Source organism: Bacillus sp. AFS012607 (genome assembly GCF_002558005.1).
In the GTDB taxonomy this organism is placed as follows: Bacteria; Bacillota; Bacilli; order Bacillales; family Bacillaceae_G; genus Bacillus_A; species Bacillus_A thuringiensis_S.
In genome coordinates this window covers 3,930-29,384 of record NZ_NTVM01000036.1, presented here as the reverse complement: position 1 = coordinate 29,384, position 25,455 = coordinate 3,930, and the positions used below count along the sequence as shown (strand labels likewise).

Below are 25,455 nucleotides of genomic sequence, written 5' to 3'. Positions count from 1 at the left end.
GTTTTTATTTGTCAGTAGCGCCCTCTTTTTTAGAGTGCGCTTTTGTTTTTTCTGGATAGTAACTAAAGGAGAGTAGAAATGGAGAACAAAAATGGGCAAGAATTTCAAAGGAAAATGCAAGCACGTCATTTAGTCATGCTATCACTTGGTGGGGTGATTGGAACTGGCTTATTCTTAAGTTCGGGTTACACTATTCAACAAGCTGGCCCATTTGGAACAATTCTATCCTATCTGGTTGGTGCGCTAGTGGTTTATCTAGTTATGCTATGTTTAGGCGAGCTTTCCGTACATATGCCTGAAACGGGCGCATTTCATAGTTATGCAGTTAAATACATTGGACCGGGTACAGGGTATACAGTAGCCTGGTTGTATTGGTTAACTTGGACTGTTGCTTTAGGTTCTGAATTTACAGCTGCAGGATTACTTATGAAGCGATGGTTTCCATCGGTTAATGTTTGGGTATGGAGTGCTCTTTTTGCCATTTTGATCTTTGTATTAAATGTCCTGACTGTTAAATTTTTCGCCGAATCCGAATTTTGGTTTTCATCGATAAAGGTTATAGCTATTGTGTTTTTTATTGTTTTAGGAGTAGCGGCAATGCTAGGGTTTCTTCCGATGACTCATTCAAAAGCAGCACCATTCTTTTCTAATTTTACAAGTGGAGGTTTATTTCCTCATGGTGCTACGGCCATTATGATGACCATGCTTGCGGTTAATTTTTCTTTTTCGGGAACAGAATTAATAGGCATTGCAGCTGGAGAAACAGCGAACCCAGAAAAAATGATACCGATGGCCATTCGAACTACTCTGTGGAGATTGATCATCTTTTTTGTAGGAACGATTGTTGTTTTATCTGCGTTATTGCCTATTTCCGATGCAGGGGTATTAGAGAGCCCTTTTGTTGCAGTTCTAGAACGAATTGGGGTGCCATATTCAGCTGACATAATGAATTTCGTTATCTTAACAGCCATTTTATCTGCGGCAAACTCAGGCCTTTATGCCTCTTCTAGAATGCTTTGGTCGCTTGCTAATAAGAATACGATATCCCCGATTTTTGGGAAAATGACGAAGCAAGGTGTTCCAATCAACGCCGTCATTTTCAGTATGGTGGGTGGAGCTTTGGCTTTGCTCTCAAGTATTGTGGCACCAGATACTGTCTATATCGTACTTGTTTCCATTTCCGGTCTAGCAGTAGTTATAGTTTGGATGAGTATTAGTGCTTCCCAGTTCCTATTTCGCAGACAATTTTTGAAAGAAGGAAATTCTGAAAAGGACTTGATTTATCGCACACCACTATATCCATTAGTACCAATTGCTTCTTTTATCCTTTGTCTGGCATCGTGTATTGGAATTGCATTCGACCCAACACAGAGAATTGCCTTATATTGCGGCATACCGTTTATTTTGTTTTGCTATGGAAGTTATTATCTAACAAAAAATCTAAAAAAGAGGGGCGTAGATTATGTCGAACAAAATTAACCCAATTGATGATATTTTATCTCAACATTCCATTATGCTTCTTGACGGAGCATTAGCTACAGAATTGGAGGCGCATGGATGTAATTTGGACGATCCTCTTTGGTCGGCACGTGTGTTACTAGAAAATCCGGAACTAATTTATCAGGTTCATTCAGACTATTTTCGTGCTGGAGCGGACTGTGCCATAACAGCAAGCTATCAAGCTACTATTAGTGGTTTTTCCGCGCGTGGAATACAAGAACAGGAAGCTTTGGAATTAATTAAAAAAACGGTGTTACTTGCAAGAAGGGCAAGAGATGATTTTTGGAAGGAAAATATTCAAACGAATAGGCCTAAACCATTGGTTGTTGCATCAGTTGGGCCGTACGGAGCTTACCTTGCAGATGGTTCAGAGTATTTAGGTAACTATGGTGTGACAGATAAAACATTAGCAGACTTTCACCGTTCGAGAATGTCTGCGTTAATCGAAGCAGGTGCAGACCTATTGGCATTTGAAACGATCCCTTCCCTGCAAGAAGCAAGAGTATTAGATACATTATTGCGTGAGTTTCCAGAAACATATGCGTGGCTTTCCTTTTCGCTAAAAAATGAGAAAGAGATTAGTGAAGGTATGAAACTCGTGGAGTGTGCACGAGTTTTTGAGAAAAGTGAACAAATTGTAGCGATAGGCATCAATTGTGCGCCAGTAACCGTTGTGACTGGTGCAATCCAAGAGTTGAGGGCAAACACCAAAAAACCGATTATTGTTTATCCAAACTCTGGTGAAACTTATAATCCAGAAACAAAAACATGGCATGGTCATGAACAATGTAACGCGTTGAATATTCAATCTGAAGAATGGTACCAAGCAGGTGCACGTTTAATAGGTGGATGCTGCAGAACGACACCTTATCACATTGAGGAGATATCGAACAAGTGGCGTTCTTCCGATTTTTTCTATTCGAACGAAGCAAAACAGTAATGTAATGAATGATAATCTAACTTTTTGTGTATTTTCATGATTTTGCTTGTTCAGGAACCTACAGTTACGTCTAATGGCACAAAAAGTCTTTTCAGAGACACAAATGTGGATAGTAGCCTCGGGAATCCAGTGGACTTTTGGGTACCTTAGGTATGGAAAGGAATCAGGGAAAATAAACACCGCTAGTTTAATAGATATGGTAGACAACATACTGAATCTTTTAATGAAGATGTAGTTGATCCAATTGAAGGTGAAAGAGGACCATTTATTCGTAATTAAAGTTAACGAAGAGGTTAATTTAATTATTAAAAAAATAGTTTAATAACTATATGAAAATTTGTTGTGGTAAAAATCCTTGTTGTAGTAGTTAATATGGTCATATTGTTGTAAAAAGGGTAGATGTAAACAGGTATACTCTCCTGTTCATCTATCCTTTCTTTTTTACCTTATAAAATGTGTGAGATTATATTCAATCGTATAAATATAGGATTTTATTACTATTTCCTTGACTTTTAATAAAGCGATAGGGTTTATTTGGTATATGTATTATTAAGAGTATGCTTCTATTTAGGAATGCTTTTCCACACAAAATGAAAGTACACTTTGTTTCCATTCTTAAGTTGATAGATGTGTGGTGCCCCCTGTAAGAACGTAGTTGTATTGTAGAAAAATAAATAGACGGATTACTTACCTTTAGTAAATATGAGAACTTTCTATTTTTGTTATTTACAATTATGCAATATCAGACCTCAGATACACATTCGTTTAGTTGCACATTAGGATATGCAAAAATCATGAAAACTCCAGATGAACTTCACACTCGAATAGAAAATCCGGTATATAATAAANNTTTATTATATACCGGATTTTTATCTATTAAGATATATAAAATTTTGATACGGAATACTAGGGTAAATAACTTCTCATAAGAAAGTAATAAAGGAGAATAACTATGACAAGCACTGTACTCGAATCAAAAAAAACTAATATTACAGAAGAAGATGTTGAAATTTTAAAAATAATGGCGCATCCAATTCGTTTACGTATTGTAAACGAGCTAAGCAAGCATAATACTTTTAATGTTTCTCAGCTAACAAAAATTTTAGAGATACCCCAATCATCTGTTTCACAACATTTATCTAAAATGAAGGGTAAAATACTAAAAGCTGAACGTAAAGGTTTAGAAATTTATTATTCCATTCGTAACAATAAAGCAACTCAAATTGTCGGCATACTTGGATATTAAACCATATATACAATAGCATAGATAGAGTAGTATCTGAGAAAGGGTGCTACTCTTTTTTAATTCTATAAACACAACATGACAAATGTTACTTTTCCATAAAAGAACAAGAACAAACTAGGAATTATGTTTTCCTACATCGAATATAAACGCACCTGTCAGCATATAACTAAACGCAACTCATCAAACCGCTGGAGGGATACAATGTCTTATAGAACGGTTCATACCGATTTTCATAAATAAGTGTAAATGAATAACTTTAACGAAAATGTATAATGTTTACACGAAAAAACAGTATAAGTTAATTTTGTTTACCTAAATTTAATAATTTGTTGACATATTAATATATACTTAATTATAATAAATTTATATTAATTTTCAAGTAAAACTAATGGAGAAAAATACTGGGCATTAAAAGTAATTTAAGTATGTAATTAGGATGTTCTCTCTCACTTCTCTCACTTCTCTTAATCTTTTAGATTTTAATCTCATATAATTATGAGACTATTTTTTTTATCTTTTTAAAAATATAGTTATGTATACATAAAAGTTAGAGAATTATTTTCTCTAACTTTTATGCGCTAGTATTTAAAATTAAAAAGATGGTGGGGTTACTCCAAATATAACAGTGACTTTGTGTAGAGAAGTGTTTTCCCATTTATGTTTTGCGTATGGTGGTATTTTAACACTATCACCTTGATTGAGAAGTAAAACCTCATCATTTAGATATAGTTTTACTTGTCCTTCCATAATAAATGCTATTTCTTCACCTTTATGTGCCACAGGCTCCATAGATGAAGCGGTTTGAGGTAGCAGATTCATTAAAGCCAATTCCAGTGATCCATCTAAATTAGGAGATAATAACTCATACGAAACATTACCGCTTTCAGGGAAAGTCATTTTTTTTCTTTGATCCGCTCTTACAACTAATTCTTCTGTATTGGTATCTTCCAAGAAAAAATTAAATAAAGGAATATTTAATGCTACAGAAATTAACTTTAGTGTTTGTAATGATGGATTCGTGATCCCTTTCTCAATCTGACTTAACATGGAAGGTGTTATATCAGCCAATTCAGCTAAACGTTTACTAGTTAATCCTGCACCTTTTCTAAATGCCATAATTTTTTGACCAACATTAATATTGTTCATATACACAATCCCCTTTAAATTAGTGAAATTTATTAAATTAAAATTGATTTTATTTACTTATACTTAACAAATTGTTAATATATACTTAATTATAATAAATTATGATTAATTTTCAAACGTTTATGTCGTTGTAAGAATATTAAATAAGACGAAAATAGTTGAAATAGGTTAATTATATTTTGAAGGGGGTTTATAAATAAGTGAAAGTTCAATAGAAACAAAAGAGAAGTTGAAAAAGAGGTTTCCATTGATTCAAAAATTAATTGAAACCGAGGAATTTATTTTGCTTAATTTAAATAAAACGAATTTTGAATATTTTATTCAAAATAGTACTTTAACTAAAGTTGATGTTATAGATGCAGAAGATTGATTAAAACGATTTGTTCCATAATAATGCAAAAGTTTTTCTTGAAACACAAGAGGCCAGTGGCATTATTGAATCGTCACTAGTAAATATTAATTCCATGAAACAATATCTGCAAAGAGAATATAAAGAAGCAATACCAGGAAAATTATTATTAAAATGTGATAGTCATCTTCCAATTTCTTAATCTATTAAAGCAAGAGGCGGAGTATATGAGGTATTAAAACAAGCCAAATATTTAGCTTTGAAACATCATTTATTAACTAAACAAGATGATTATTTCGTATTAGATAGTGACAGGTTTAGAGCATTCTTTTCAAATTATTCAATTGCAGTAGGTTTGACTAGAAATTTAGGGTTAAGCATTGGAATTATGAGTGTAAAGTTAGGATTCAATATAACTGCCCATATGTCAACTGATGCGAAAACGTGGAAAAAGAATCTACTTACAAGTAAAGGGATTACTGTTATTGAATATACAACAGGCTATAGTAAAGCGGTAGAAAAAAAGGATACAAGCTAATAATGTATTCTTAAGTTTTTAAAGGACGTGAAATGAACATGAAACCAGTTTTAAAATATATAATTATTTCCCTTGTTTTTTCAATAGTAGGGGCGTGTTGGGCGCTGTTTGACATCTTTATGTTAGATGCAGACTGGCTATTGATTTGGATAGGTGTATTAATGGCGTATCTATCGTTGTATATTGTGATAGGTCTATATAGTAGAAATACATACGACACAAAATTGGCTAAAGTGCTTCTAAAAACAATAATTACAACCTTTAGTTTTGGAGCATTAGGAATATCATTCGGAGTTGTACACATGATATTAGGACCATTGAGTCTTACTTTAATGACATGGTATTGGTTTATAATGCTATTTTTATATTTAATACCCATAATATTATTAGTGATTTTAGTATTGGTAAATTGTAAAAATCATAATTTCCCTGGGGTATATAGTATACTTATACTTGTAAATATACTTCTTACGTTATGGCCGTTATTATGGCCGTTATTTATTACTTTTATGGGATCTGGTATGAATGCAAGTGCAGGATGGTAGCAGCTCACAGATTATAAAAGGATTAAAAGAAAAAGGCTATAAATTTGAAGCTTACAACCGAATATAAAAAAGTATGAATAAGTTAAATGAATGGAATAAGAAATTAATATAGGGTTTAAATATTTAAAAGAGCGTGTTTAGCTAAACACGCTCTTTTAACAAGCTATTTTTTATTATTTAAATTTAAAGAAATAATATTAATTAAATGTGAAGTGAAAATTCATTTGGAATTTATATTAGTAATGAAAGATATTCAATAATGATCTACTTATGTGTCTAAAAAGTATCCATTTTCATGTCTTTCTACATTTGTACAAAGACATGAAAATAGGAACTAATTCTATAGATCTAACATCGGTGATAAGTAGAGCTTCTCGCCGCATAATTTAAATTCTGTTATGTCTGTAACTCATTTTTCGTTCGGCTTTTCAGCTTTAAAATTACGTTCTAAAATATTTGGCGCAATCTTGCCTACTTTTCCTTTATAGGAGCGATATTTTTTCATACGAACTAGACTCTTTAAACCTAACTCTTTCATAATTCGTTGAACTTTTTTATGGTTGATTTTGTGTCCTTGGTTCATTAACTCATCGCGAATACGGCGATATCCATAACGACCTTGGTGTTCATCGTAAATGTTTTGAATTAAGATCTTTAGCTCTTTATCTTTATCTGGCCGATTAGAATTTTGTATCCAGTAATAATATGTACTTCGTAGGAGTTCTGCTAATTTTAAAAGTGCCTTCACCGTAAATGCTTTCCTTAGTTCATAAATTACTTGCGCCTTATCTTGTTTGGTGATTTTTCCTTGTTTTGAACTAAGGCATTCAACTTTTTTAGATAAGCATTCTCCAGACGTAAACGCTCTAATTCAGCTTATAATTCTTCTACTGATTCTCCTGTTTGTGTTTGTTCCTTTGGGCTTTTGATTGCCCTTAGTCATAGGTAGACGCCCTTTTTCTTCGATTTAAGGGCGTCTACTCCTTTTTAATGTAGCTAAATGCGCCATTTTCTAATAAGTCCAGGTGAAGAAATATTAAAAATAACTGCCGCTTCGTTTGGAGACGTTCCATGTTCGATCATATAATTTAGTACGTCTAGTTTATACTGTGAAGAATACGTTGTATAGCCTTTTTCAAATGCTTGGATTTCATGGTATTCAAATTGTTTTATCCACATACGTACTACTTCATGATTTGCTCTCAATGATTTAGCAATATCTTTTATACTTTCACTTCCATCCTGATAACGTATAACTGCATTCATTTTGTCACCTGAAGTAAATTTAGTCATAAAAAAACTACACCTCCAATTGTTAGACTGTGTCTAACAATTGGGGTGCAGTTCAAAAAGTACAGCTAGTCTTCTTCACAAACTTATATGGCCTCGATGACAAATTGGGATTGAGGTATATATAGTAATTGGGCTGCTAAGGAAGTTGTTGTATTAGCAAATGGGTATGCTTCCTTATAAAGAAAATTACTATACACTATTTCATTCATTTCATAGGTCGTACACAGTTTTTTTAGGATTTTTTGAGAAATTTTATTTGTACAAGCGGCAATAAAATCATAATCTCTTTTACTTATTTCTTGAATGGCATGTGAAAGAAGGGTAGTGACTATACCACTTCCCATCCAATCTGGATGACAAGCGCCCATATCTAGATAGACCAGTTTTTCTTTATCTAAATGAGAAAACTCAATAGATTCTGTCTCTAATGTATCTAAAAGTTGAAAAATAGGTTCCATTTGTGGGCATAGTTCAATCGCTTTATCTGTATCTATTAGTGGCTGGGTTACTTTTTTTGTTAAAAGAACTCCAACAATTTGAAAATTTTCTATTGCTACAAATGACATAGCTTGAGATACAGCTTGTTTCATCATTTCTTCGCACATTTTGTGAAAAGGAGCAAAAGGAATTTGTAAACTGCTTACAAGAGGTTCATTATTCACAAAAGAATGTGCAAGTAAATGTGCTGCATCTTTCACGTGGTGTGTATCAAGTAGCTCTATATTCATATGTTTTTCCTCTTTCCTGATATAGTGAATAGTAATTAAAAGGATTAAAAATTTTATTTCATCTAGTAAAGTTTAACTATTAAAGCGCTAACAAATATGGTTATGAAACATATGAATGAATCTGTTTAGTAGCAATCGAAATATGTTTATAAAGAAATTCTACGATCTCATCTATACATTCAACAGTTGTATATGGAGAGATAGAAAAGAATTTTAATGTAGAAATCGGATTTCTATCATAACTGTTTATTACATCTACTACACAAGAACGAGTTGTATCACCAAAAAATACTTGATCGCGATTTTTTCCTAGGTAATTAAATAGTTCTATATTTAATCGGTTTGTATCCTCAATTTCTTCTTTTGTTGCAAGGCCTATTCGTTCTTTTTCCCAATTTTCTTGGCCATCTCCATTCAGATAGAAGCGGAAAGTTGTAATTGGTCCATATGTAAAATCATTTGTGATTGCGACTTGGGGTAGGGCCTTGCGCAACTTCTCTCTAAATAATAGATTTACACGAATATAATTTGCTAATATTTTTTGATAACCTTCAATTCCGAAGGCTAATAGATTGATATACATTGGAATAGCACTGCCAGATCGTGAACATTCTAAGGTATAGCCTGTATGATAACTTCCATATGACCTATTACCAAGATAAGGTGTGTCATCTTGTTCAATGTCCATCAGTTGTAAATCAGTATGATTTTTTACGATTAAAATACTTGAAGCATAAGGTGTTTGTCCTAATTTATGAAAATCAAAACATACACTATCTGCAAGGGACATATATTGCATTTTATCTTGTACGTATTGTAAGGCATTTTTCACATTAGGTTCAAATGAGAGTGAATTTTCTTCAAAACTATAATTATTAAAGAAACTATAGAATCCGCCCATTGCAGAATCAGCATGGATATAAATCGGTTTTAATTTATATTTTTTCTGTATTGCTTCAGCGCTCTCTTTAATTTTTCTTATATCATCAATAGTAAATGTGTCTGTTGATCCCATGGTAGCTAGAATATAAAGGGGGATACCGCCATTGTTAATAACTTGTATCATTTTAGCCTCTAAATCTTCTATATCCATAGAACTTGTATAAGGATCAGTTTTCACTTTTATTAAGTGATTTGACCCAATACCAGTTGCTTCAGCTGACTTTAATAAACTATAATGTGCATTTTCAGAAGCAAAGCAATATACATTTTGTGGAGCACCATGTTCTTTTGCCGATGGAAATTGTTTAGAAATTGCTAAGCGCAGGCTAGAAAACACGCATCCTTGTCCACCCCATGTTGTATAGCCGCCGCTATTATGTGGATTATAACCTATCAGTTTTGAAAGCATGGATACCACTTTCACTTCTGCTTCAGCTGCCCCTGGACCATATACATCCCAAACACCATTACCATTTAAAAGTGCCATTGTCATTACCCCTAATAGTGAAGGTATACTTGGTAGTGGTACAGCGTTAGACAAGTAATATTTATTTGGATACGGATGTCCATTCATAAATTGGTTTAGCTCTTCTATAACCTCAGACATAGTGATTCCAGCTAGTGGAATATGACTTTGGTGAATTAAGCCATTGTAGTATCCTTCTGATTTTTCCTCACATTTACCTAAAGTAGCTCGCTCTTCATTTTTTAATTGGTCAAGATTTTTAATTATTTTCTGCATAGATTCTAATAAAAGTTGTTGTTTTTCTTCATTTCCGTCAACGCTCGGAAATAGTTTTAAAATATCTTGCATGCAGTCACTTCTCCTTGTGAAAAACTGGATTTTTATTTTACTTGGTTAAACATAAGGGTATAATAATTTGTAATTGCCCTTTTGAATACTTAGAAATGAGGAGCTATTTAGAAAAAAATGTAATTCCATAGAAGATTATATGAATTATGGAATTTAAAGTAAAGAAAAATTTTTTGATTTATTTTAAAAAAAGTAATTGTGAGATAATGAAGTTTCTAAAAATATTTCTGAATTAATTGTTTATTCGGTTTGCATGTTGCCTTAGCATGTATTCAACTAGTGTAGTAGATATTTTAATATAATGTAGAACGTATTATAAGGTAGTTGAATAAAAGGGTTCAACTACCTTATAAAATGTAGATATTGTTGGGAAAAGATAAAAAAATAGGGTGGAAGTGCTAAAGATATGTTCTAGTGGAGAAGAAGTAGTAGTATGGATTTGGTAGAAAAATCAGCATAATTTTTTATGGAAGAATAATTATTTGATCAAAGTTGTTTAATGAATTCAATTTCATTATCTAATAATAATGGACGAGTTAAGTGGGAAGAGTTCTCTTCAACCTGGGTAGAATTTTTTGCACCAGGAATAGCAACTGAAACGGCAGGATGACTTAAAACATAACGTAAAGCAACTTGCGCTAAACTTCGATTTGAGCGTACAAGTGAACGTAATTTCTCTACTTTGTTTAAGCTATCTTTAAACCACTTTTCTTTTGGCCAATCTTTTCTTAAATCATCGTCTGGAAATTGAGTTTTATGTTTAAATTTTCCAGTTAAAATCCCCATCTTAAGTGGACCTCTTATCACAGCACCTAAATTATGTTTTTCAATATAAGGAAGGATGTCTTTCTCAGGCTCTTTATTCAAAATACTATAATCGAATTGTACGACATCTAAATCATTATCTTGATTAAAATGTTTTATATAATCTAAATCATTAGTAGAAACACCAACGGCTCTCACTTTGCCAGATTTTTTTAAGGTTTGGAAAGCTTGTAGAAAGGCTTCTGTTTCTTCATGTTTATCCCACCAAATATGACAAAAGTACACATCTATATAATCCGTTTTAAGGCGCAGTAAACTAGCCTCAAACGCATCAATGATCTTTTGAGGATCTCCATAAATAGCTGGTTGATTTGGGTCATAATGATGACCAATTAATCCACCTTTTGTAGAAAGAATGATATCCTGCCTGCGATTATTTATAGCTTTTGCAACGAGTGTTTCACTATGACCTAATCCATAAACATCAGCAGTGTCAATAAAATTGACCCCTAGGTCAATTGCTTTCTCAATTGCATCAAGTGATTCATTATCTTTTACTGCTCCCCATTCATCTCCACCAATCGCCCACGAACCGAATCCTATCTCTGAAACTATTAACCCGGTGTTACCTAATAATCTATATTCCATTATGTACGGACTCCTCCTTTACAGTTTATGTTATTAGAAGTATATATAGTGACCAGTTGGAATATTCTTGAATTTATTTTGGGAGTATAAATTAGACTATTTCCTTTAATAAAATATGTAAGATTACTGTATAAAAAGAAATTAGAATTATTAGTGAAATGGTTTTTTATGCTCAAATTGAATAAAAGTATGAACTGTTACAGTATAAATATGAGTTTTATTCATAATTTTAATAACTATGCAATAAGCGAAATAAATGTTGAATTTAGTCGGAAAATATAGATTTACAAATTGCAGAATATGTACATATAGTTGTAACTGTAAATATTATCCGTTTTTAAATATTTATAAAAGGAGAAATTCATATGAAGGAAATACAAAAGAAATATGAAATTGTAGAAGAATTGGATGCAACGGTAGGTCAAGAAGCATTATGGATAGCTCATCAAATGGAAATAGAAAAAGGAATGAACAATGAACCGATTATAATAAAGTTAAAAGGAAAACTTCAAATAGAGGTCTTGAAGAAAGCGCTTACCTTAATGGTGCAATCACATCCGGCGCTACGTACAATATTTAAGAAGAGGGATGAAAAAATAAAGCAATTAATTCAAAAGAATGTAGAATTTGATGTACCAATTAAGGATTTAACGGCTTTTAAAAACACAGAACAAAAATCTATTTTTAAAAATTTCTTAGAATCTATAGTGAATGAGAAATTTAGTTTAGAAGAGGGTCCTTTGTTTAAATTCCACATCATTAAATTCAGTGAAGATACATTTATTTTACATTTAATGTTTCATCACATTATTTACGATGGATGGAGTTTAGGAGTTTTCATCCGACAATTATCCAATACGTATGGTGAATTACTTCAAGGGAAGTCGAATGTAGAATTTGAATCTCCTTATAAGAACCTCGTAAAGCATGAGGAGAGTTTTATTGATAGTGCAATATATAAAGAGGGATCATCGTATTGGAAAGATTATTTACAAGGTGAATTAACTCCTACAGAGTTTCCTATTGATTTTGATAAAATGAATGAAAAAAGATATACAGATAAAAATATAAGTAAGAATATTAATTCGGATTTATTTTATCAAATACAATGTTTTGCTAAAAAAAATAATATAAGTATTTATGGAGTAATGTTAAGTACTTATTGTACCTTACTTCATCAAATGACAAATGCTGAAGAGATAATCGTTGGTATTCCAATTAATACTAGACCATATACAGAAGAACGAAATACTTTTGGTTACTTTGTTAATACATTACCTATACGTATAACAATAGAAAAGGGAGATACATTTAAGGGGATACTTAATAAAGTTAATAAATCTATTCATCTAGCTATTACGTATAAACATAATTCTTACTCACATATAGTAAAAGATTTAAATCTAAATACAAATACAAATCATAATATGGTATATTCTACAGCATTTAATACGATGAAGATACCGGAATTAAAAATTCCTGATATTGAGTCAACAGTTTTAACAGATTGTAAAAGAGTAAATCCTTTTAATATGACTTGGAGAATAATGCGATATGAAGGGGAAACAGAGAATAAAATTGAGGTTGACTATAACTCAGCATTATATAAACCAGAGAGTATTAGTGATTTAGTCGAAAGGTATATATATTTGTTACAAAAATTAATGAAGAATGTGAATGAACCTATTCATTCATTGGATTTGCTTTTAGAAAAAGATCATCGTCTATACAAAGAGATGAACTCAAATGCTCTTACATATCCTAATTCAAAAACACTAGATCAATTAATTGATTTACAAGCATTAAAATCGCCAAATCAAATAGCAATTTCAATGGGGGACAAATCTATTACCAATTATGAATTACAGCAAAGGTCCAACCAAATTGCGAATTATTTACGTAAAAATGATATAAAAAAGGGACAACGTGTAAGTATTACTATGGAAAGAGAGATTGATACCATTGTATGGATTCTAGGTATCCTAAAATCAGGTGGAGTTTATGTACCAATCGATCCAAAGTTTCCTGAAAAAAGAATAAAATACATCTTAAAAGATAGCGAAAGTCAAATGATTATTACGAAGAAAGAATACAGGGGATTGGTTGAAAGTTTTGCGATTCATACAATTTATCTAGAAGATTTTCATTACGCTAATTCTATAGAAAATATTGCGCCTACACATACCATAGAAGATGCAGCTTATATTATCTACACGTCAGGTTCAACAGGTTTGCCAAAAGGAGTCGTTGTACCACATAAAGGCGTAATTAATTTATCATATTCAGTAATTAATACATTTCATTTAGGAAAAGAAGATGTGTTTTTACAATTTGCAACGATTATTTTTGACGCCTCCATTATGGAAATATTTCCGATTTTGCTATGTGGAGGAAGAATGCATTTAATTTCTGAAATCGAAAAACGTTCAACAGAGGAATTTATAAATGTAATTCAAAAGAATGGTATTACATATGTGGTTTTACCAACTGCATTTTTTAAATTAATAGCTGATATGCCAAAAGAAATGTTACTTAAATTAAAATCTGTAAAACGTTTATTTGTGGGAGGGGAAACCTTACCTGCTGAATCAGTTCGTAAATGGCAAAGTAAATTAGGTTTAAAGATTCCAGTTCTTAATGCATATGGTCCTACTGAAACTACTGTGTGTGCAACCATGTATGAAGTAAATGGTGAGATACAAAAAGAAATTTCTAGTATCCCAATAGGTAAACCAATTGCTAATAGTGAAGTTTTCGTGGTTAGCCCGTTCAGTACGTTATGTCCGTCAGGTGTAGTAGGTGAGTTATTTATTGGCGGTGATGGAGTTGCTAACGGATATTTAAATCAAAAGGAAAAAACAGAAGAGGCGTTCATTTCTTTCGGTAAATCCTATAATAGTAATAAAATGATGTATCGTACTGGGGATTTAGTTCGTCTTTTACCAAATGGAAATTTAGAATTTATCGGAAGGAAAGATAATCAAGTAAAAATACGTGGATATCGCATTGAGCTTGATGAAATCGAAGGAACATTATTTAAACATCCAGAAGTGAGAGATGCTGTAGTATTCACTTACCAAAACGATAAAATCGTTAGTTTTTATTTATCAAAAGACAATAGAGAACTTAAACAAGAGGAATTAAAAACATTCTTAAGTGAAAGTTTACCAGATTTTATGATACCGAATTATATATTTCATCTTAAAAGTTTTCCTTTATCACCAAGTGGGAAACTTGATAGAAAAAAATTAGAATTACAAATCCCATCTTTACTTGAAAACATGCAGAAGCAATATGTATCACCGATAAGTGAAACGGAAAAAAGGTTGGCAAAAACATGGGCAGAGATTTTAAATTTAGGGAAATATAGAATCAGCAGAGAGGATGACTTTTTTAAACTTGGGGGACATTCATTAATTGCTGTGCAAGTTTTAAATCAAATTCAAAAAGAGTTTCATCTAAAAATTGAAATTAGAGATATTTTTGAGCATACAACGATTGCTAGTCTATCTGCTTACATCGACAAATCAATGACAGTAAATCATGATAGGGAAGAACAGGAGATGCAAGTATTAAAAGTTGCAGATAAGGAAAGTTATCAGTTATCAAGTGCTCAAAAAAGAATCTGGTTTTTAAATAAGTATAACGCCATTAATAGAGTGTATGATACACCACTACACATATATATTGAGCCGAGTTTAAATAAGGATATTTTACAAGACACCATAAGATTTTTAGTTCAACGACACGAGATGCTACGAACAGTGTTTATTGAAAGAAATGGAGAGCCTAGACAAGTCATTTTAAACTCAATAGCGATTGACCTGATTCACGATGAGATTGAATACATGTCTAAAAAAGAACAACAAGAATATATACGTACAACAATAAATCAAACGGATCATACACCATTTGATTTAGAAAAGGGCCCTCTTTTTAGGATTAGAATTTTTAATCTGGATAAGAAAAAGTCTTATTTCTATATCAATTTACATCACATTATTACAGATGAGTGGAGTGTAAGGAATTTATTAGATGAATTAATGAAGGTATATAGTGCCTTTGCTAAACGTAGAAATCCTGTGTTTCCAACTATTTCTAATCGATATGTAGATTATGCAGAGTGGGAACAGGCGCAGTTAAATTTAGGTCGATGGGATACAGAAAAATCTTATTGGATGGCCGAACTTGCAGCACCTCTTCCTATATTAAATCTTCCTTTAGATTTTAGTAGGAATCGTCAAAGTACAAATAAAACAAATAAAGGTACAGTATTTGAAATGAAGTTAGATAATGAAATGAAAGAGTCTTTAAAACAAGTATGTGAACAAGAGAATGTTTCTATGTATATGCTATTTTTGGCAGCGTATATTCAATTGTTACATTATCTAACGGATCAAAAAGATATTATTGTAGGTACACCGGTTGTTGGAAGGAATCATCAAGAATTTGAAAAAATACAAGGATTTTTTGTAAATACTTTAGCGATTAGAACACAATTGAATGATGTGAAAAATTTAACACAGCTATTAAAAATAGTAAGAGAGAAATGTTTGAATTCATTCCAAAACCAATCGTACCCATTTGATAAAGTAATTGAACAAATAAATCCTGATAGAAGCTTTGGAAATAACCCGATTTTTTCTACTATGTTTAGTTATCAAAAAGATATTCTGCAGCAACATGATGCATACAAGCTTCAGTTGTTACCTAATAAACAAGATATTAGTAAGTTTGACATTTCTTTAGCTGTTGAAGAAGGATTGGATTATGTAGGGGTTTCATTTGAATATGATATTAATCTTTTCAAGGAAGAGTCAATTAATGGGTTTACTCAAAATTTACTTAATATACTGGACGCCTTTATTCATCGACGAACGGTGGCATATGAAAATCTTTCATTTCTATCACAGGAAGAAGAATCTTTATATAAAAACGTAAATCATACAGAAAGACCATATCCTTATTTTCAAAATATACAAGAGCAATTCTATATGCAAGTAGATAGACAACCCGATCGGATTGCTATAGCGACTGCAACGGAATCTTTAACATATAGACAATTAAATATGAGCTCTAATCAAGTAGCTCAACATTTACTTGAAAAAGGTATAAAAAGAGGTGATAAGGTAGCCATATTTTTAGATAGAAGTATAAATAGTATTGTTTCTATGCTTGGAATATTAAAAGCCGGCGCTGCCTATATACCAATAGATGTAAAATACCCTGAGGATAGAATAAATTATATAGTTCGTGACAGTGAGGCATGTAGAATTATAACGAGTAACAAATTTAAAAGTCATTTGAATGTAAGTGATTATAAGGTTTCAATAATAGAGGATATATATCGTACGACTATAAATGATGATGTAAAAATTTTAAATAAACCAGATGACTTGGCATATGTAATTTATACTTCAGGCTCAACAGGAAAACCAAAAGGTACATTATTAACGCATAAAGGAGTATTAAATTTAGTTGAATGGAGACATGAAGTGTTTCAGATCTCTCCAAATGATAAAGTAACACAGTTTTATTCCCATAGTTTTGATTCTTCAGTATCAGAAATTTTTTCTACCTTGTTAAATGGGGCAGAACTATATTTATTAAGTGATGAACAGCGCTATTCAACTGTCGCATATGCTCAAGCCATTCAAGAAACTCAAGCAACTATTTCGGACTTACCAACAGTATTTTTCAATGAATTATCGACTTCATTAACAAAACTGGATAGCGAAAAGATACGTTCTTTAAGATTTATAATAATGGGAGGGGAAGCTGCATCAACAAATGCTATTAGAAGTTGGCAAAGTACTTTTAAAAACCAAGTACAACTGGTAAATGAGTATGGCCCTACTGAAGCAACCGTTTCAGCAATGTATTATTTCATACCAGTTTTAGAAGGCGAAAATAACCTTTTAGTAAGCGTACCGATTGGTATACCAATTTCTAATACAAAAGTTCATATATTGAATTCATATATGCAACATTGTCCGGTAGGGTGCATGGGTGAATTATATATTGAAAGTTTAGGATTGGCCCAAGGGTATTGGAAGCAGGAAGAGAAAGTAAAACAGGCATTTATTTCAAACCCATTTTCAGAAGACAATAGTAAAAGATTATATCGAACAGGTGATTTAGCAAGATGGTTACCAAATGGAAATATAGAATTTATGGGAAGAAAAGATAAGCAGGTTAAAATTAGAGGGCACAGAATTGAATTAGGAGAAATAGAAGATGCAATGTTACAACTTGAGGGGATAAGTCAGGCTGTAGTAACACAAACGGAAGATGGAATGTTATTGCAAGCTTATTATAAAACAGTGGCAGGTATAGGGATAGAGAAAAATAAGTTAGCAATACATTTATCAAATGTATTGCCAGAATATATGGTCCCTAAATATTACTCTCATGTGTTAGAAATACCAAAAACGGCGAACGGTAAAATTGATTTTGAAAAGCTGCCAAAAATAGAGTTTGGTCATGAGCAAAAAGATGAGTGTAAACCTAAACCTAAACCTCAAACTAAAGTGCAAAAAGACATTGCAAAGGTATGGTCTGAAGTTCTAAACGTAAAATCTATAGGGTTAAAAGATGATTTCTTTAATTTGGGTGGACATTCTTTAAAAGTTATGCCGGCATTAGTCAAATTAAAACCGTTATACCCTAACTTGAAAATTCAAGATTTCTTTAAGTATAGAACAATAGAAAAATTAGCCTCTCATATTGAAGAGATGGAAGATATGTCGTTCAAGAAAGAGAAAAATATGAATGTAGCATGTATGGAAAATGAAACGAAAACGACTCCTGTTTATGAAACAACTAAATTAGAAGAATATGAGTTAGATATGGTGAATTATCCAAAAACAGTTTTCCTTACAGGGGCAACAGGATATTTAGGAGCACATATTTTAGAACGGTTATTACAGTTGCCATCTACGACTATTTACTGTTTAGTAAGAAAAAATGAGAATCAAGTAATTGGTGCAAAGTTAAAAGAAAGAATGGAGTTTTATTTCGGTAAAGAAATCCTCCAAAAGTTGAAGGAGAGAGTAGAATTAATTGAAGGAGATTTATCTTTGATGAATCTAGGTCTAGATTTAAAGCAATTGGACCATTTAAAGAATAGGATAGAGTCAATCATACATTGTGGTGGAGAAGTTAGACACTATGGAGAACGTGAGCATTTTCAAAAGGTAAATGTTCAGTCTACAAAATACTTATTGGAATTAGCTAAGAACACAAATGCACGTTTTCATTATATATCGACTTTAAGTGTAGTAGGTCAGGCTGAAAGCGATCCAAAAGAATTTGAATTCTGTGAGTCTAATTTTGATAGAGGGCAAAATTTAGATAATCTGTACCTAGAAAGTAAGTTTCAAGGCGAGAAAATGGTCAGAGAAGCAATGGAAAAAGGAGTTCGTGCCACAATATACCGTGTGGGGAATTTAGTGGGTAACTCTAAAACAGGTAAATTTCAATACAATATTAATGAAAACGCATTTTATAGATTATTAAAAGGGATATGCCTATCTAGCATAGCTCCTGACGTCAATACGTATGTAGATTTAACGCCTGTAGACTATGGAAGTTTAGCTATTACTGAATTATCTTATAAGGCCAATACAGTAAATAAAACCATGCATATCTGTAATCCAAATCAGCTTAAATGGGATCAATTTATTAATAGTTTACAAGCTTTTGGATACGATATCCTGTTAATGAAACAAGAGAAGTATATAGAGAAGTTTTTTAATACAAATCTAACTACTGATGAACAGAAAGCTTTAGAGCTCATAATGCCTTTATTAGAATCTGTAGAAGAGCTATCAGTAGCTATACCATCTTGTTTATACACGCAAGGATATTTGAAGAATGTACATTGTTTAGAGCCAAATCAAGAGTATATCAATTTGTTACTAAATTATGCTATGAGTATCGAGTTTTTACCAGCCATTAAAGAACCAATATTGCTATAGAATATACCATCGATTTTGAACAGATTGGTTAATAAATATGAAGTTTTGAATATTTGTTTACTTTCTCTTATTATTTGGAAAAGTAAAAAGAACTTGTAGTTTTGTCTACAAGTTCTTTTCGATTAAAAGGTTTATACATTTAGTTGGTTGGATAATATTTCAATTCTTCATATTACTAACAGAAGAAATTAACCAAGACAAATAATTCTTTTCAATAAGAGAAAAAATACAATTTTATATTAAGACCAAATCCATCGATCATCAGTTAATGCTTGAGAATCATTAACTTTTTCAATCTCATCTGTTATCGACCACTCATTACTTCTTTCAGCGTTCGCCATATGAACTTTGACCTTTTCACCTACATTAAATTTCTGCCCGTGTGTTAAATAAACTGTAACATTACGTTTACTTCCGTCATTTCCAGTATATTGAACAATTACATAATTATATTCTTCTATTCCAGATTTAAACTTATCTACTTTTGTAACATGTCCTATTTCATATTCGTATGCAAAAACATGTTTTAAATAACTTCCCTGGTGTAATGTATCAGTACCTTGAACCTTTTCAATTGACTCTGCAATCATATAGTCCGTAAAATTACGCATCATTGCACCAGTAGCTTTTATTTGATCACCAACTTTTACATTTGGTGTAGAGTTTAAATAGATACTAATAGGTTCTGAATACTTTGTTGACTCAACAGAGATAACATTATCAGTAACCTCAACTACACGCCCTTCAATTGTTGATAAATTTGACTCGATAGAAGCTGCACTTGCTTTTGTTACTTCTAATCCTGGTAGATTTGTGCCTGCAAGAGCTGCAATTCCTAATGCACCAGCTAAAATGATTTTTTTCATACCTTATAACATCTCCATTCCGATTGTATTTAAATGTGCAGTTAGGTTTAATTCGTAAATAACTTTCTTATATCACCCAACATGTAATCATTATAGTTACATCAAGAATGATTATCAACTACAATTGAAATGTAATTTTGCATAATAATAAATCTTAATATAATAATTTATCATTAAAACGGAAAGGAAGATGTGTATGTATGAAATTGTTACCGTAGAGCAAAAAGGAACCTTCGTGCGAAATGGGGAAAGAAAAATCCTAGGCGTAAATGGTCAACAAATGAATTTCCTAATCAAACAGTGGAAAATTATAACTGTGATAAAATTATACAAGGTTAGATTATCTCTTCGAGAGGATATTAAGGAGAAGTGTAAGGAAATCGAAGGATTAAGAGAGAAATACAAGCCATTTAATACATCTAAAAAAGAAGAAATAGGCTACCATGACTGACTATTTCTATTTTTTATTGCAAATTAATCCGCTGAATCCACCTGTTTTTGTAGAGCTCTAAAAGATGGGGAAACAGATTTTAAAACAATTAGGGATTATATTATTAGGAACCGTAACACTTGTGTTTAGTAGTACAAATTTTGTGGACGCTGCTAGAAAACAGAAAGAATTTAGAGATACGGAGCCAAATAATACTCTTGAAACAGCCAATAGACTAGATTTAGGGTATGATTGTGTGGTTTATGGCAATTTAAATTTAGACGATAAAGACGGTATAGATATCTTTAAATTTTCTCCAAGTGATACTATGAAAGTTGAAGTTACTTTGCAGGGAATGCATAATGATTTTGATCTATTTGTACGAAATTCGAAAGGTAAAATAATAAAAAAATCTTTGAACCTTTCTAATGATATGGAAAAAATTGTTTTTGAAGCGGAAGAATGGGAAGACTATTATATTGAAGTAAGTTCATCGGTAAGAGGGAATGAAGATAATAACTTTGATTATATTTTAGTAGCAGAAAAATATTAAAACTAGTAAATTTAGAGGCCATCCAAATGGGTGGTTTCTTGTTTTTTATGAAATATTTGCCCAAAGTAGAAACTCATACGAACTAGTAAGGTATAAGTGGGAAATGTAAATATGGAAGGTGTTTGAGGTAATTTTACATAAGAAAACAATATTTTTTTCATTATGAGAAAATACACCATATACAGGTTGATTACATATCTAGGACTTCCATTTACATAGAGATCCTATTTTGAAAAAAGAAGTGCAACTAGCAATGAAGGAGGTTAAATCAAATCCTCAAGATAAGGAAATACAGATCCTAAATGGTCTAAGGAAGACGAATGGGTCAAAATGGCCCATAATGTAAATGGTGTGGAAATGCATTATGTTAAGAATACAAAAACTGGTGAATTTGATGATTTTAAATTTAAAGATAAAAAATAAGGGGCGTTTATTATGAAAGTAACTTGTTTGTACAACACTGGAGATTATCTAACAAAGGAAACCGAGGAAATATTTAACTTAGTTATTAAAAAGAAGTATATTGTTTATGGCATATGCAAGTTACAAAGTGGTGAGTTGACATATTTAATTTTAGGAGAACGTGAAAATATGCCATCATGGTATCCAGCAGAATTATTTAAAATATCCGATGCGTTACAACCTATAGAATGGTATTGTGGAGAACACAGACATGTCAAAGATACAACTATAGATTATATATGGGGATATAAAGAGTTAGCCTTGGATGATACACATGCTCTTGGTTTAATAGAAAGAGAGAATAAAGATATGGAACTATTTTTAAAGCGTAAAGCTGAAATTAATGAATTTGAAGAATTGTAATAGTAAATGAATTGTTTAACTTATAAAAAGCGTAGAAATTAAAAATTTCTACGCTTTTTTGTACATAACATTTAGATAAACAGCTTGTTTTTTGAAAAAGTTGAAAGATGATATTTATATTGGCGAGAATATCTATTACAATGGACCCTATATAAAAAAAGGTAGTTGCAAGTGCAACTACCTTTTCACAAAAATATTATTATGCAAATAACACCTTTAGCGTAGACTTGCGCTTAATGGTACTTGGGAATAAACTGTGAAATTGTTACCATAAGTACCGTGTTTAGAAAATGAGGAAGAAATTGAACCGTTCCAACTTTTGTAGGTAGATCCTGATGTATCTGCTCTTAGAAGTACGTTTGAAAAGCTAGCCTGGCTAAAAGAATTACGTCCAGCATCTTCAACACCCTGAACCATTTTTATTGGTTCGTATTGAGAAAATGAGCCATATACAGGCTGATTTGCATATCTAGGGCTTCCATTTACATACATAGTAACCGTACCATTTCCGTTATTAATTATTTTAAGGTTTACCCGATCACCATCTTTAATTGATGTATCATATTGTGTGTTCCAATACTTACTGTTTTGACCTGATTCATTATATCCTGAATTAAGAAATACTTTATATCCACTTGGTGTTTTTGAAATACCACCCTCAACTTTAGATGCTCCAATACCTAAATACCAATTCACATATCCATCTTTAACAACAACTGATTTTGGTAGATTTATATCAGCTGCAATCCCGGTATAACTACTATTTGTAACACTTTTTACAGCACCTTCTGTAGCTGCAAAACTAGTAGTTGAAAACATTGATAGTGAAATTAGAAGTGAACCAACTAGATACATCATTTTTTTCTTACTTTTTCTAAATACTTGATTCATTTTAGATCCTCCATATTTTAAATTATTAAATTGTATGGAAAGTTGGCCAACTAACTACAACTTACAAATTAAAGATATATCAGGTTTCATTTAATGTATATATTTTCCTGTTACGAGTCATTGAAATGTCAAATAGATTTGATTTTTTATATTTTTCAATATAGATGGAGTTGACAGAATAAAGTGGTATTTCTATTTAAATGTAAGAAGATTTTGTTAAAAATCCTATAAAAACCTATAAATGTATTGAGGATAATATGTACTACGATTCATTTAGGAGTGAGGAATATGGAATGAATATAGGGGGATTTTTCAATGGGTTGATCTGAAATATTTAGAAATAGATTAAAAACAAAGGAAATAAATGAATAGTTTTTGTTAAGGAATTCATTGAAATAGTTCGTAGATGAAGGGGAATATATGATTTAAAAGACATGGATTTCCTATATAAAAGAAGAAAGAGGATCCAACTATGGGAAATACAAAATCAAAGTTAGTTAATGCATCTATTGAAGGGATGATAGAGGCATTAAAAGATGAAAATGAATGTTTACGTATGGAAGTCGATTATTTAAAGAAGTTAAAGGACTTCGTTCAAAAAGAGATGGAATTACAGAACAAGACAAAGCAAAAGTAACTTATCTTACAAAATTCGAAGGTATGGAACATATTAAGATAGTATTAGATAAGTATAATGTTCATTACAATCGCAAAAAAATCAAAGTACAGTTAAAAGGAATGAGTCCAGTACAATACCGGACTCACATTCAAACAGCCGCTTAATTTTTTGTTTAATTCTTCAGGTCCAATTCATTATAGGCAATCGAAAGTTGGCTTGCTACAATCAGTGATTGTTATTCTTTAACTTATCTCATATTACGTTAGTTTAAGTATTGAGAGTAAAAGAATAGGAATAGAAAAATTAATGTTTTGCTAAATAATCTATTAAAGAAACTTAAAGGAATAACAAGTTCTCCTATTGTAAGGATTTTAAGTTTATCCTTATTTAGTCCTTTTATTAATTCTTTTAATGTTTGGAAATTTATTTTATTAACGAAAGACCAACTTGGCACAGCTTTTGTATCTGAACCTATTTTGAAAATGATATGAATACTATGTGCATGAAAACCGCTTATTATTAAAATAAGCATAAACCCTAAAATAATGAACCAAGTCATTTTTCAACATCTCCTTTCAGTATTTAATATTAAGATATTAAAACTGTTGAGAAAGTGTGCTGTTGTCCATGAAAAATATTGAGAATTTGTTGAGGAAATATTGAGAATGTTGCAATGCTATTGATTGTAGCGGAGTTAATAATGCTTTTCATATTATATGTGTGAAAAAAGGAAATAGGAAAGAGAACAGTTGCGTAGACTGTTCTCTAAGGAGCGGAAGTGCTGAACATTTTCAATGACAATGATTCAAGCATTCCGTTAATAGTATGTGTAAATATTTATAATTCATACAAGAAAGGCAGCTATAAAAAATAGCCGCCTTGCCTCAGGGAGAATTCAAGAAAATTAGAGATTCATTATGGATACAGATTGGCAGTTACCAATTGATTTATATTATTAGCAAAGGTTCAATTAATTATTCATAAGTTAAGATCTTGATTCATCGTAGGGTGAGTGACATACAAAGTAAAAAGAGCACTTTTTAAAAGTGCTCTTTTTAAGATGTGCATTAGGACTTGAAAGAAGCATCAATGACAATTTAGAAAGAAATATCTCTATACAACATATGGAGGTACTATGGAAGGGTGATGATAAAAAAATAAAAAGAGCAGTTAGAATGAACTAACTGCTCAGCTCCAGGGGAAATGGATAGTTTCAATTATCAAGACAATAAAAAGACAAGCAAAAAGGATTAAATTTGAAGAAAGTGTGTTGTTTTAATTGTATTAGGAGTTTTAATCATCGTATAACTACCTCCCCTATATGAATGGATAAATTGGAAATATCCTATAGGCTTAATTTTATGTATGATATTTGGACATTTTAGGTTACTAGAGTTTTAAATGAACTGTCATATCTTTACTAAATGCCTTTATGCTATTGCCATAATCTTCATTCAGTTTGTATTTTACATTGAAAGAATAGAGGGAGGAAGTGTAAAAAGACATGAAACTCCAAACTAAAATCACATGAACAATTGCTGATAAATGACCATTACCTTAAATTTTGTAGGTACTTTCATGTCTCAATAACAGGACATGAAAGTCTAAACTTTTTGAACATAGGACAAAAAACTCTAAACTACTTAACCAGTAATGTTCGAGGGCTTTTTTTGCAAAGTACGAAAGATTAGAACGCGAACTTAAAGAATTTGTTTCAGAAGAAGATAAAAACACATCTTGGCTATATTCAAGACATGAAGACTTCATTGAAGAAATGAAAAGTATAAATGAATTAGTTGCTGTATTAAAACAAGCTTTTTAATGAACGTGTTTATCTT

General features: G+C 31.5%; 17 protein-coding genes and 2 pseudogenes. 11 read left to right on the top strand and 8 right to left on the bottom strand.

The genetic code is table 11. The features are described 5' to 3' along the window. The first annotated feature begins 78 nt into the window (after positions 1–78). The 3 genes from mmuP to CN409_RS28010 all read left to right on the top strand — a co-directional run bounded on the left by mmuP (position 79) and on the right by CN409_RS28010 (position 3,686). Positions 79–1,479, top strand: a complete 1,401-nt coding sequence (mmuP, locus tag CN409_RS28020; RefSeq protein WP_097981979.1) for an S-methylmethionine permease — start codon at positions 79–81, stop codon at positions 1,477–1,479. Beyond that, positions 1,463–2,440 (top strand): homocysteine S-methyltransferase, encoded by a 978-nt coding sequence (mmuM, locus tag CN409_RS28015; protein WP_097981980.1) that lies wholly within the window; start codon positions 1,463–1,465, stop codon positions 2,438–2,440. The genes mmuP and mmuM overlap by 17 nt, the downstream gene beginning before the upstream one ends. A gap of 952 nt (positions 2,441–3,392) precedes the next feature. Beyond that, positions 3,393–3,686 carry an ArsR/SmtB family transcription factor gene (locus tag CN409_RS28010; protein WP_000204904.1) on the top strand — a complete coding sequence of 98 codons (294 nt, stop codon included), beginning with the start codon at positions 3,393–3,395 and terminating at the stop codon, positions 3,684–3,686. A gap of 591 nt (positions 3,687–4,277) precedes the next feature. Here the strand turns inward: CN409_RS28010 and CN409_RS28005 are convergent. After that, on the bottom strand, positions 4,278–4,832 hold the full coding sequence (locus tag CN409_RS28005; RefSeq protein WP_086422535.1) for a helix-turn-helix domain-containing protein: 555 nt from the start codon (positions 4,830–4,832) through the stop codon (positions 4,278–4,280). A gap of 211 nt (positions 4,833–5,043) precedes the next feature. On the opposite strand from CN409_RS28005, the pseudogene CN409_RS32470 reads away from it, so the two are divergent. Continuing rightward, positions 5,044–5,704 (top strand): annotated as a pseudogene (locus CN409_RS32470) (D-serine ammonia-lyase); the annotation flags it as partial. A gap of 53 nt (positions 5,705–5,757) precedes the next feature. Further along, positions 5,758–6,264 carry a DUF3902 family protein gene (locus CN409_RS27995; protein WP_000805753.1) on the top strand — a complete coding sequence of 169 codons (507 nt, stop codon included), beginning with the start codon at positions 5,758–5,760 and terminating at the stop codon, positions 6,262–6,264. 343 nt (positions 6,265–6,607) lie between these two features. Here CN409_RS27995 and CN409_RS32465 read toward each other — a convergent pair. The 4 genes and pseudogenes from CN409_RS32465 to CN409_RS27970 all read right to left on the bottom strand — a co-directional run. Next, positions 6,608–7,557 (bottom strand): annotated as a pseudogene (locus CN409_RS32465) (IS3 family transposase); the annotation flags it as partial. A gap of 83 nt (positions 7,558–7,640) precedes the next feature. Further along, positions 7,641–8,285: a GNAT family N-acetyltransferase gene (locus CN409_RS27980; protein WP_001019437.1), complete on the bottom strand. Its 645-nt coding sequence runs from the start codon at positions 8,283–8,285 to the stop codon at positions 7,641–7,643. A gap of 100 nt (positions 8,286–8,385) precedes the next feature. Further along, positions 8,386–10,041 (bottom strand): pyridoxal phosphate-dependent decarboxylase family protein, encoded by a 1,656-nt coding sequence (locus tag CN409_RS27975; RefSeq protein ID WP_001152303.1) that lies wholly within the window; start codon positions 10,039–10,041, stop codon positions 8,386–8,388. A 486-nt stretch (positions 10,042–10,527) separates the two neighbouring features. Then, positions 10,528–11,454 (bottom strand): aldo/keto reductase, encoded by a 927-nt coding sequence (locus CN409_RS27970; protein WP_000456654.1) that lies wholly within the window; start codon positions 11,452–11,454, stop codon positions 10,528–10,530. A 365-nt stretch (positions 11,455–11,819) separates the two neighbouring features. On the opposite strand from CN409_RS27970, the gene CN409_RS27965 reads away from it, so the two are divergent. After that, positions 11,820–19,433 (top strand): non-ribosomal peptide synthetase, encoded by a 7,614-nt coding sequence (locus tag CN409_RS27965; protein WP_097981982.1) that lies wholly within the window; start codon positions 11,820–11,822, stop codon positions 19,431–19,433. A gap of 239 nt (positions 19,434–19,672) precedes the next feature. On the opposite strand, the gene CN409_RS27960 is transcribed toward CN409_RS27965, so the two are convergent. Then, complete coding sequence (locus CN409_RS27960) at positions 19,673–20,299, bottom strand: F0F1 ATP synthase subunit alpha (protein WP_000720470.1); 627 nt, start codon at positions 20,297–20,299, stop codon at positions 19,673–19,675. Between the two features lie 196 nt (positions 20,300–20,495). Between CN409_RS27960 and CN409_RS27955 the strand changes: the two genes are divergently transcribed. The 3 genes from CN409_RS27955 to CN409_RS27940 all read left to right on the top strand — a co-directional run bounded on the left by CN409_RS27955 (position 20,496) and on the right by CN409_RS27940 (position 22,107). After that, on the top strand, positions 20,496–20,750 hold the full coding sequence (locus CN409_RS27955) for a hypothetical protein (protein ID WP_000273030.1): 255 nt from the start codon (positions 20,496–20,498) through the stop codon (positions 20,748–20,750). Between the two features lie 64 nt (positions 20,751–20,814). After that, positions 20,815–21,282, top strand: coding sequence for a PPC domain-containing protein (locus tag CN409_RS27950; protein WP_097820557.1), 468 nt, complete (start codon positions 20,815–20,817; stop codon positions 21,280–21,282). A gap of 435 nt (positions 21,283–21,717) precedes the next feature. Then, positions 21,718–22,107 carry a hypothetical protein gene (locus CN409_RS27940; RefSeq protein WP_000868981.1) on the top strand — a complete coding sequence of 130 codons (390 nt, stop codon included), beginning with the start codon at positions 21,718–21,720 and terminating at the stop codon, positions 22,105–22,107. Positions 22,108–22,323: 216 nt separating this feature from the next. Here the strand turns inward: CN409_RS27940 and CN409_RS27935 are convergent, their stop codons facing one another. Further along, positions 22,324–22,998 (bottom strand): hypothetical protein, encoded by a 675-nt coding sequence (locus tag CN409_RS27935; RefSeq protein ID WP_097981983.1) that lies wholly within the window; start codon positions 22,996–22,998, stop codon positions 22,324–22,326. A 472-nt stretch (positions 22,999–23,470) separates the two neighbouring features. Here CN409_RS27935 and CN409_RS32075 point away from each other — a divergent pair, with 472 nt between their 5' ends. Together CN409_RS32075 and CN409_RS32885 are read left to right on the top strand one after the other, a co-directional pair. After that, positions 23,471–23,635 carry a hypothetical protein gene (locus CN409_RS32075; RefSeq protein WP_000528554.1) on the top strand — a complete coding sequence of 55 codons (165 nt, stop codon included), beginning with the start codon at positions 23,471–23,473 and terminating at the stop codon, positions 23,633–23,635. 23 nt (positions 23,636–23,658) lie between these two features. Beyond that, positions 23,659–23,781: an IS3 family transposase gene (locus tag CN409_RS32885; protein WP_003310464.1), complete on the top strand. Its 123-nt coding sequence runs from the start codon at positions 23,659–23,661 to the stop codon at positions 23,779–23,781. Between the two features lie 98 nt (positions 23,782–23,879). Here CN409_RS32885 and CN409_RS27925 read toward each other — a convergent pair whose 3' ends face one another. Continuing rightward, on the bottom strand, positions 23,880–24,176 hold the full coding sequence (locus CN409_RS27925) for a hypothetical protein (protein ID WP_000219733.1): 297 nt from the start codon (positions 24,174–24,176) through the stop codon (positions 23,880–23,882). Positions 24,177–25,455 lie beyond the last annotated feature (1,279 nt).

Excerpts from the sequence above, each read along its gene's own strand:
- mmuP (WP_097981979.1), top strand. The coding sequence starts at position 79 with ATGGAGAACAAAAATGGGCAAGAATTTCAAAGGAAAATGCAAGCACGT.
- mmuM (WP_097981980.1), top strand. The coding sequence starts at position 1,463 with ATGTCGAACAAAATTAACCCAATTGATGATATTTTATCTCAACATTCC.
- CN409_RS28010 (WP_000204904.1), top strand. The coding sequence starts at position 3,393 with ATGACAAGCACTGTACTCGAATCAAAAAAAACTAATATTACAGAAGAA.
- CN409_RS28005 (WP_086422535.1), bottom strand. The coding sequence starts at position 4,832 with ATGAACAATATTAATGTTGGTCAAAAAATTATGGCATTTAGAAAAGGT.
- CN409_RS27995 (WP_000805753.1), top strand. The coding sequence starts at position 5,758 with ATGAAACCAGTTTTAAAATATATAATTATTTCCCTTGTTTTTTCAATA.
- CN409_RS27980 (WP_001019437.1), bottom strand. The coding sequence starts at position 8,285 with ATGAATATAGAGCTACTTGATACACACCACGTGAAAGATGCAGCACAT.
- CN409_RS27975 (WP_001152303.1), bottom strand. The coding sequence starts at position 10,041 with ATGCAAGATATTTTAAAACTATTTCCGAGCGTTGACGGAAATGAAGAA.
- CN409_RS27970 (WP_000456654.1), bottom strand. The coding sequence starts at position 11,454 with ATGGAATATAGATTATTAGGTAACACCGGGTTAATAGTTTCAGAGATA.
- CN409_RS27965 (WP_097981982.1), top strand. The coding sequence starts at position 11,820 with ATGAAGGAAATACAAAAGAAATATGAAATTGTAGAAGAATTGGATGCA.
- CN409_RS27960 (WP_000720470.1), bottom strand. The coding sequence starts at position 20,299 with ATGAAAAAAATCATTTTAGCTGGTGCATTAGGAATTGCAGCTCTTGCA.
- CN409_RS27955 (WP_000273030.1), top strand. The coding sequence starts at position 20,496 with ATGTATGAAATTGTTACCGTAGAGCAAAAAGGAACCTTCGTGCGAAAT.
- CN409_RS27950 (WP_097820557.1), top strand. The coding sequence starts at position 20,815 with ATGGGGAAACAGATTTTAAAACAATTAGGGATTATATTATTAGGAACC.
- CN409_RS27940 (WP_000868981.1), top strand. The coding sequence starts at position 21,718 with ATGAAAGTAACTTGTTTGTACAACACTGGAGATTATCTAACAAAGGAA.
- CN409_RS27935 (WP_097981983.1), bottom strand. The coding sequence starts at position 22,998 with ATGAATCAAGTATTTAGAAAAAGTAAGAAAAAAATGATGTATCTAGTT.
- CN409_RS32075 (WP_000528554.1), top strand. The coding sequence starts at position 23,471 with ATGGGAAATACAAAATCAAAGTTAGTTAATGCATCTATTGAAGGGATG.
- CN409_RS32885 (WP_003310464.1), top strand. The coding sequence starts at position 23,659 with ATGGAACATATTAAGATAGTATTAGATAAGTATAATGTTCATTACAAT.
- CN409_RS27925 (WP_000219733.1), bottom strand. The coding sequence starts at position 24,176 with ATGACTTGGTTCATTATTTTAGGGTTTATGCTTATTTTAATAATAAGC.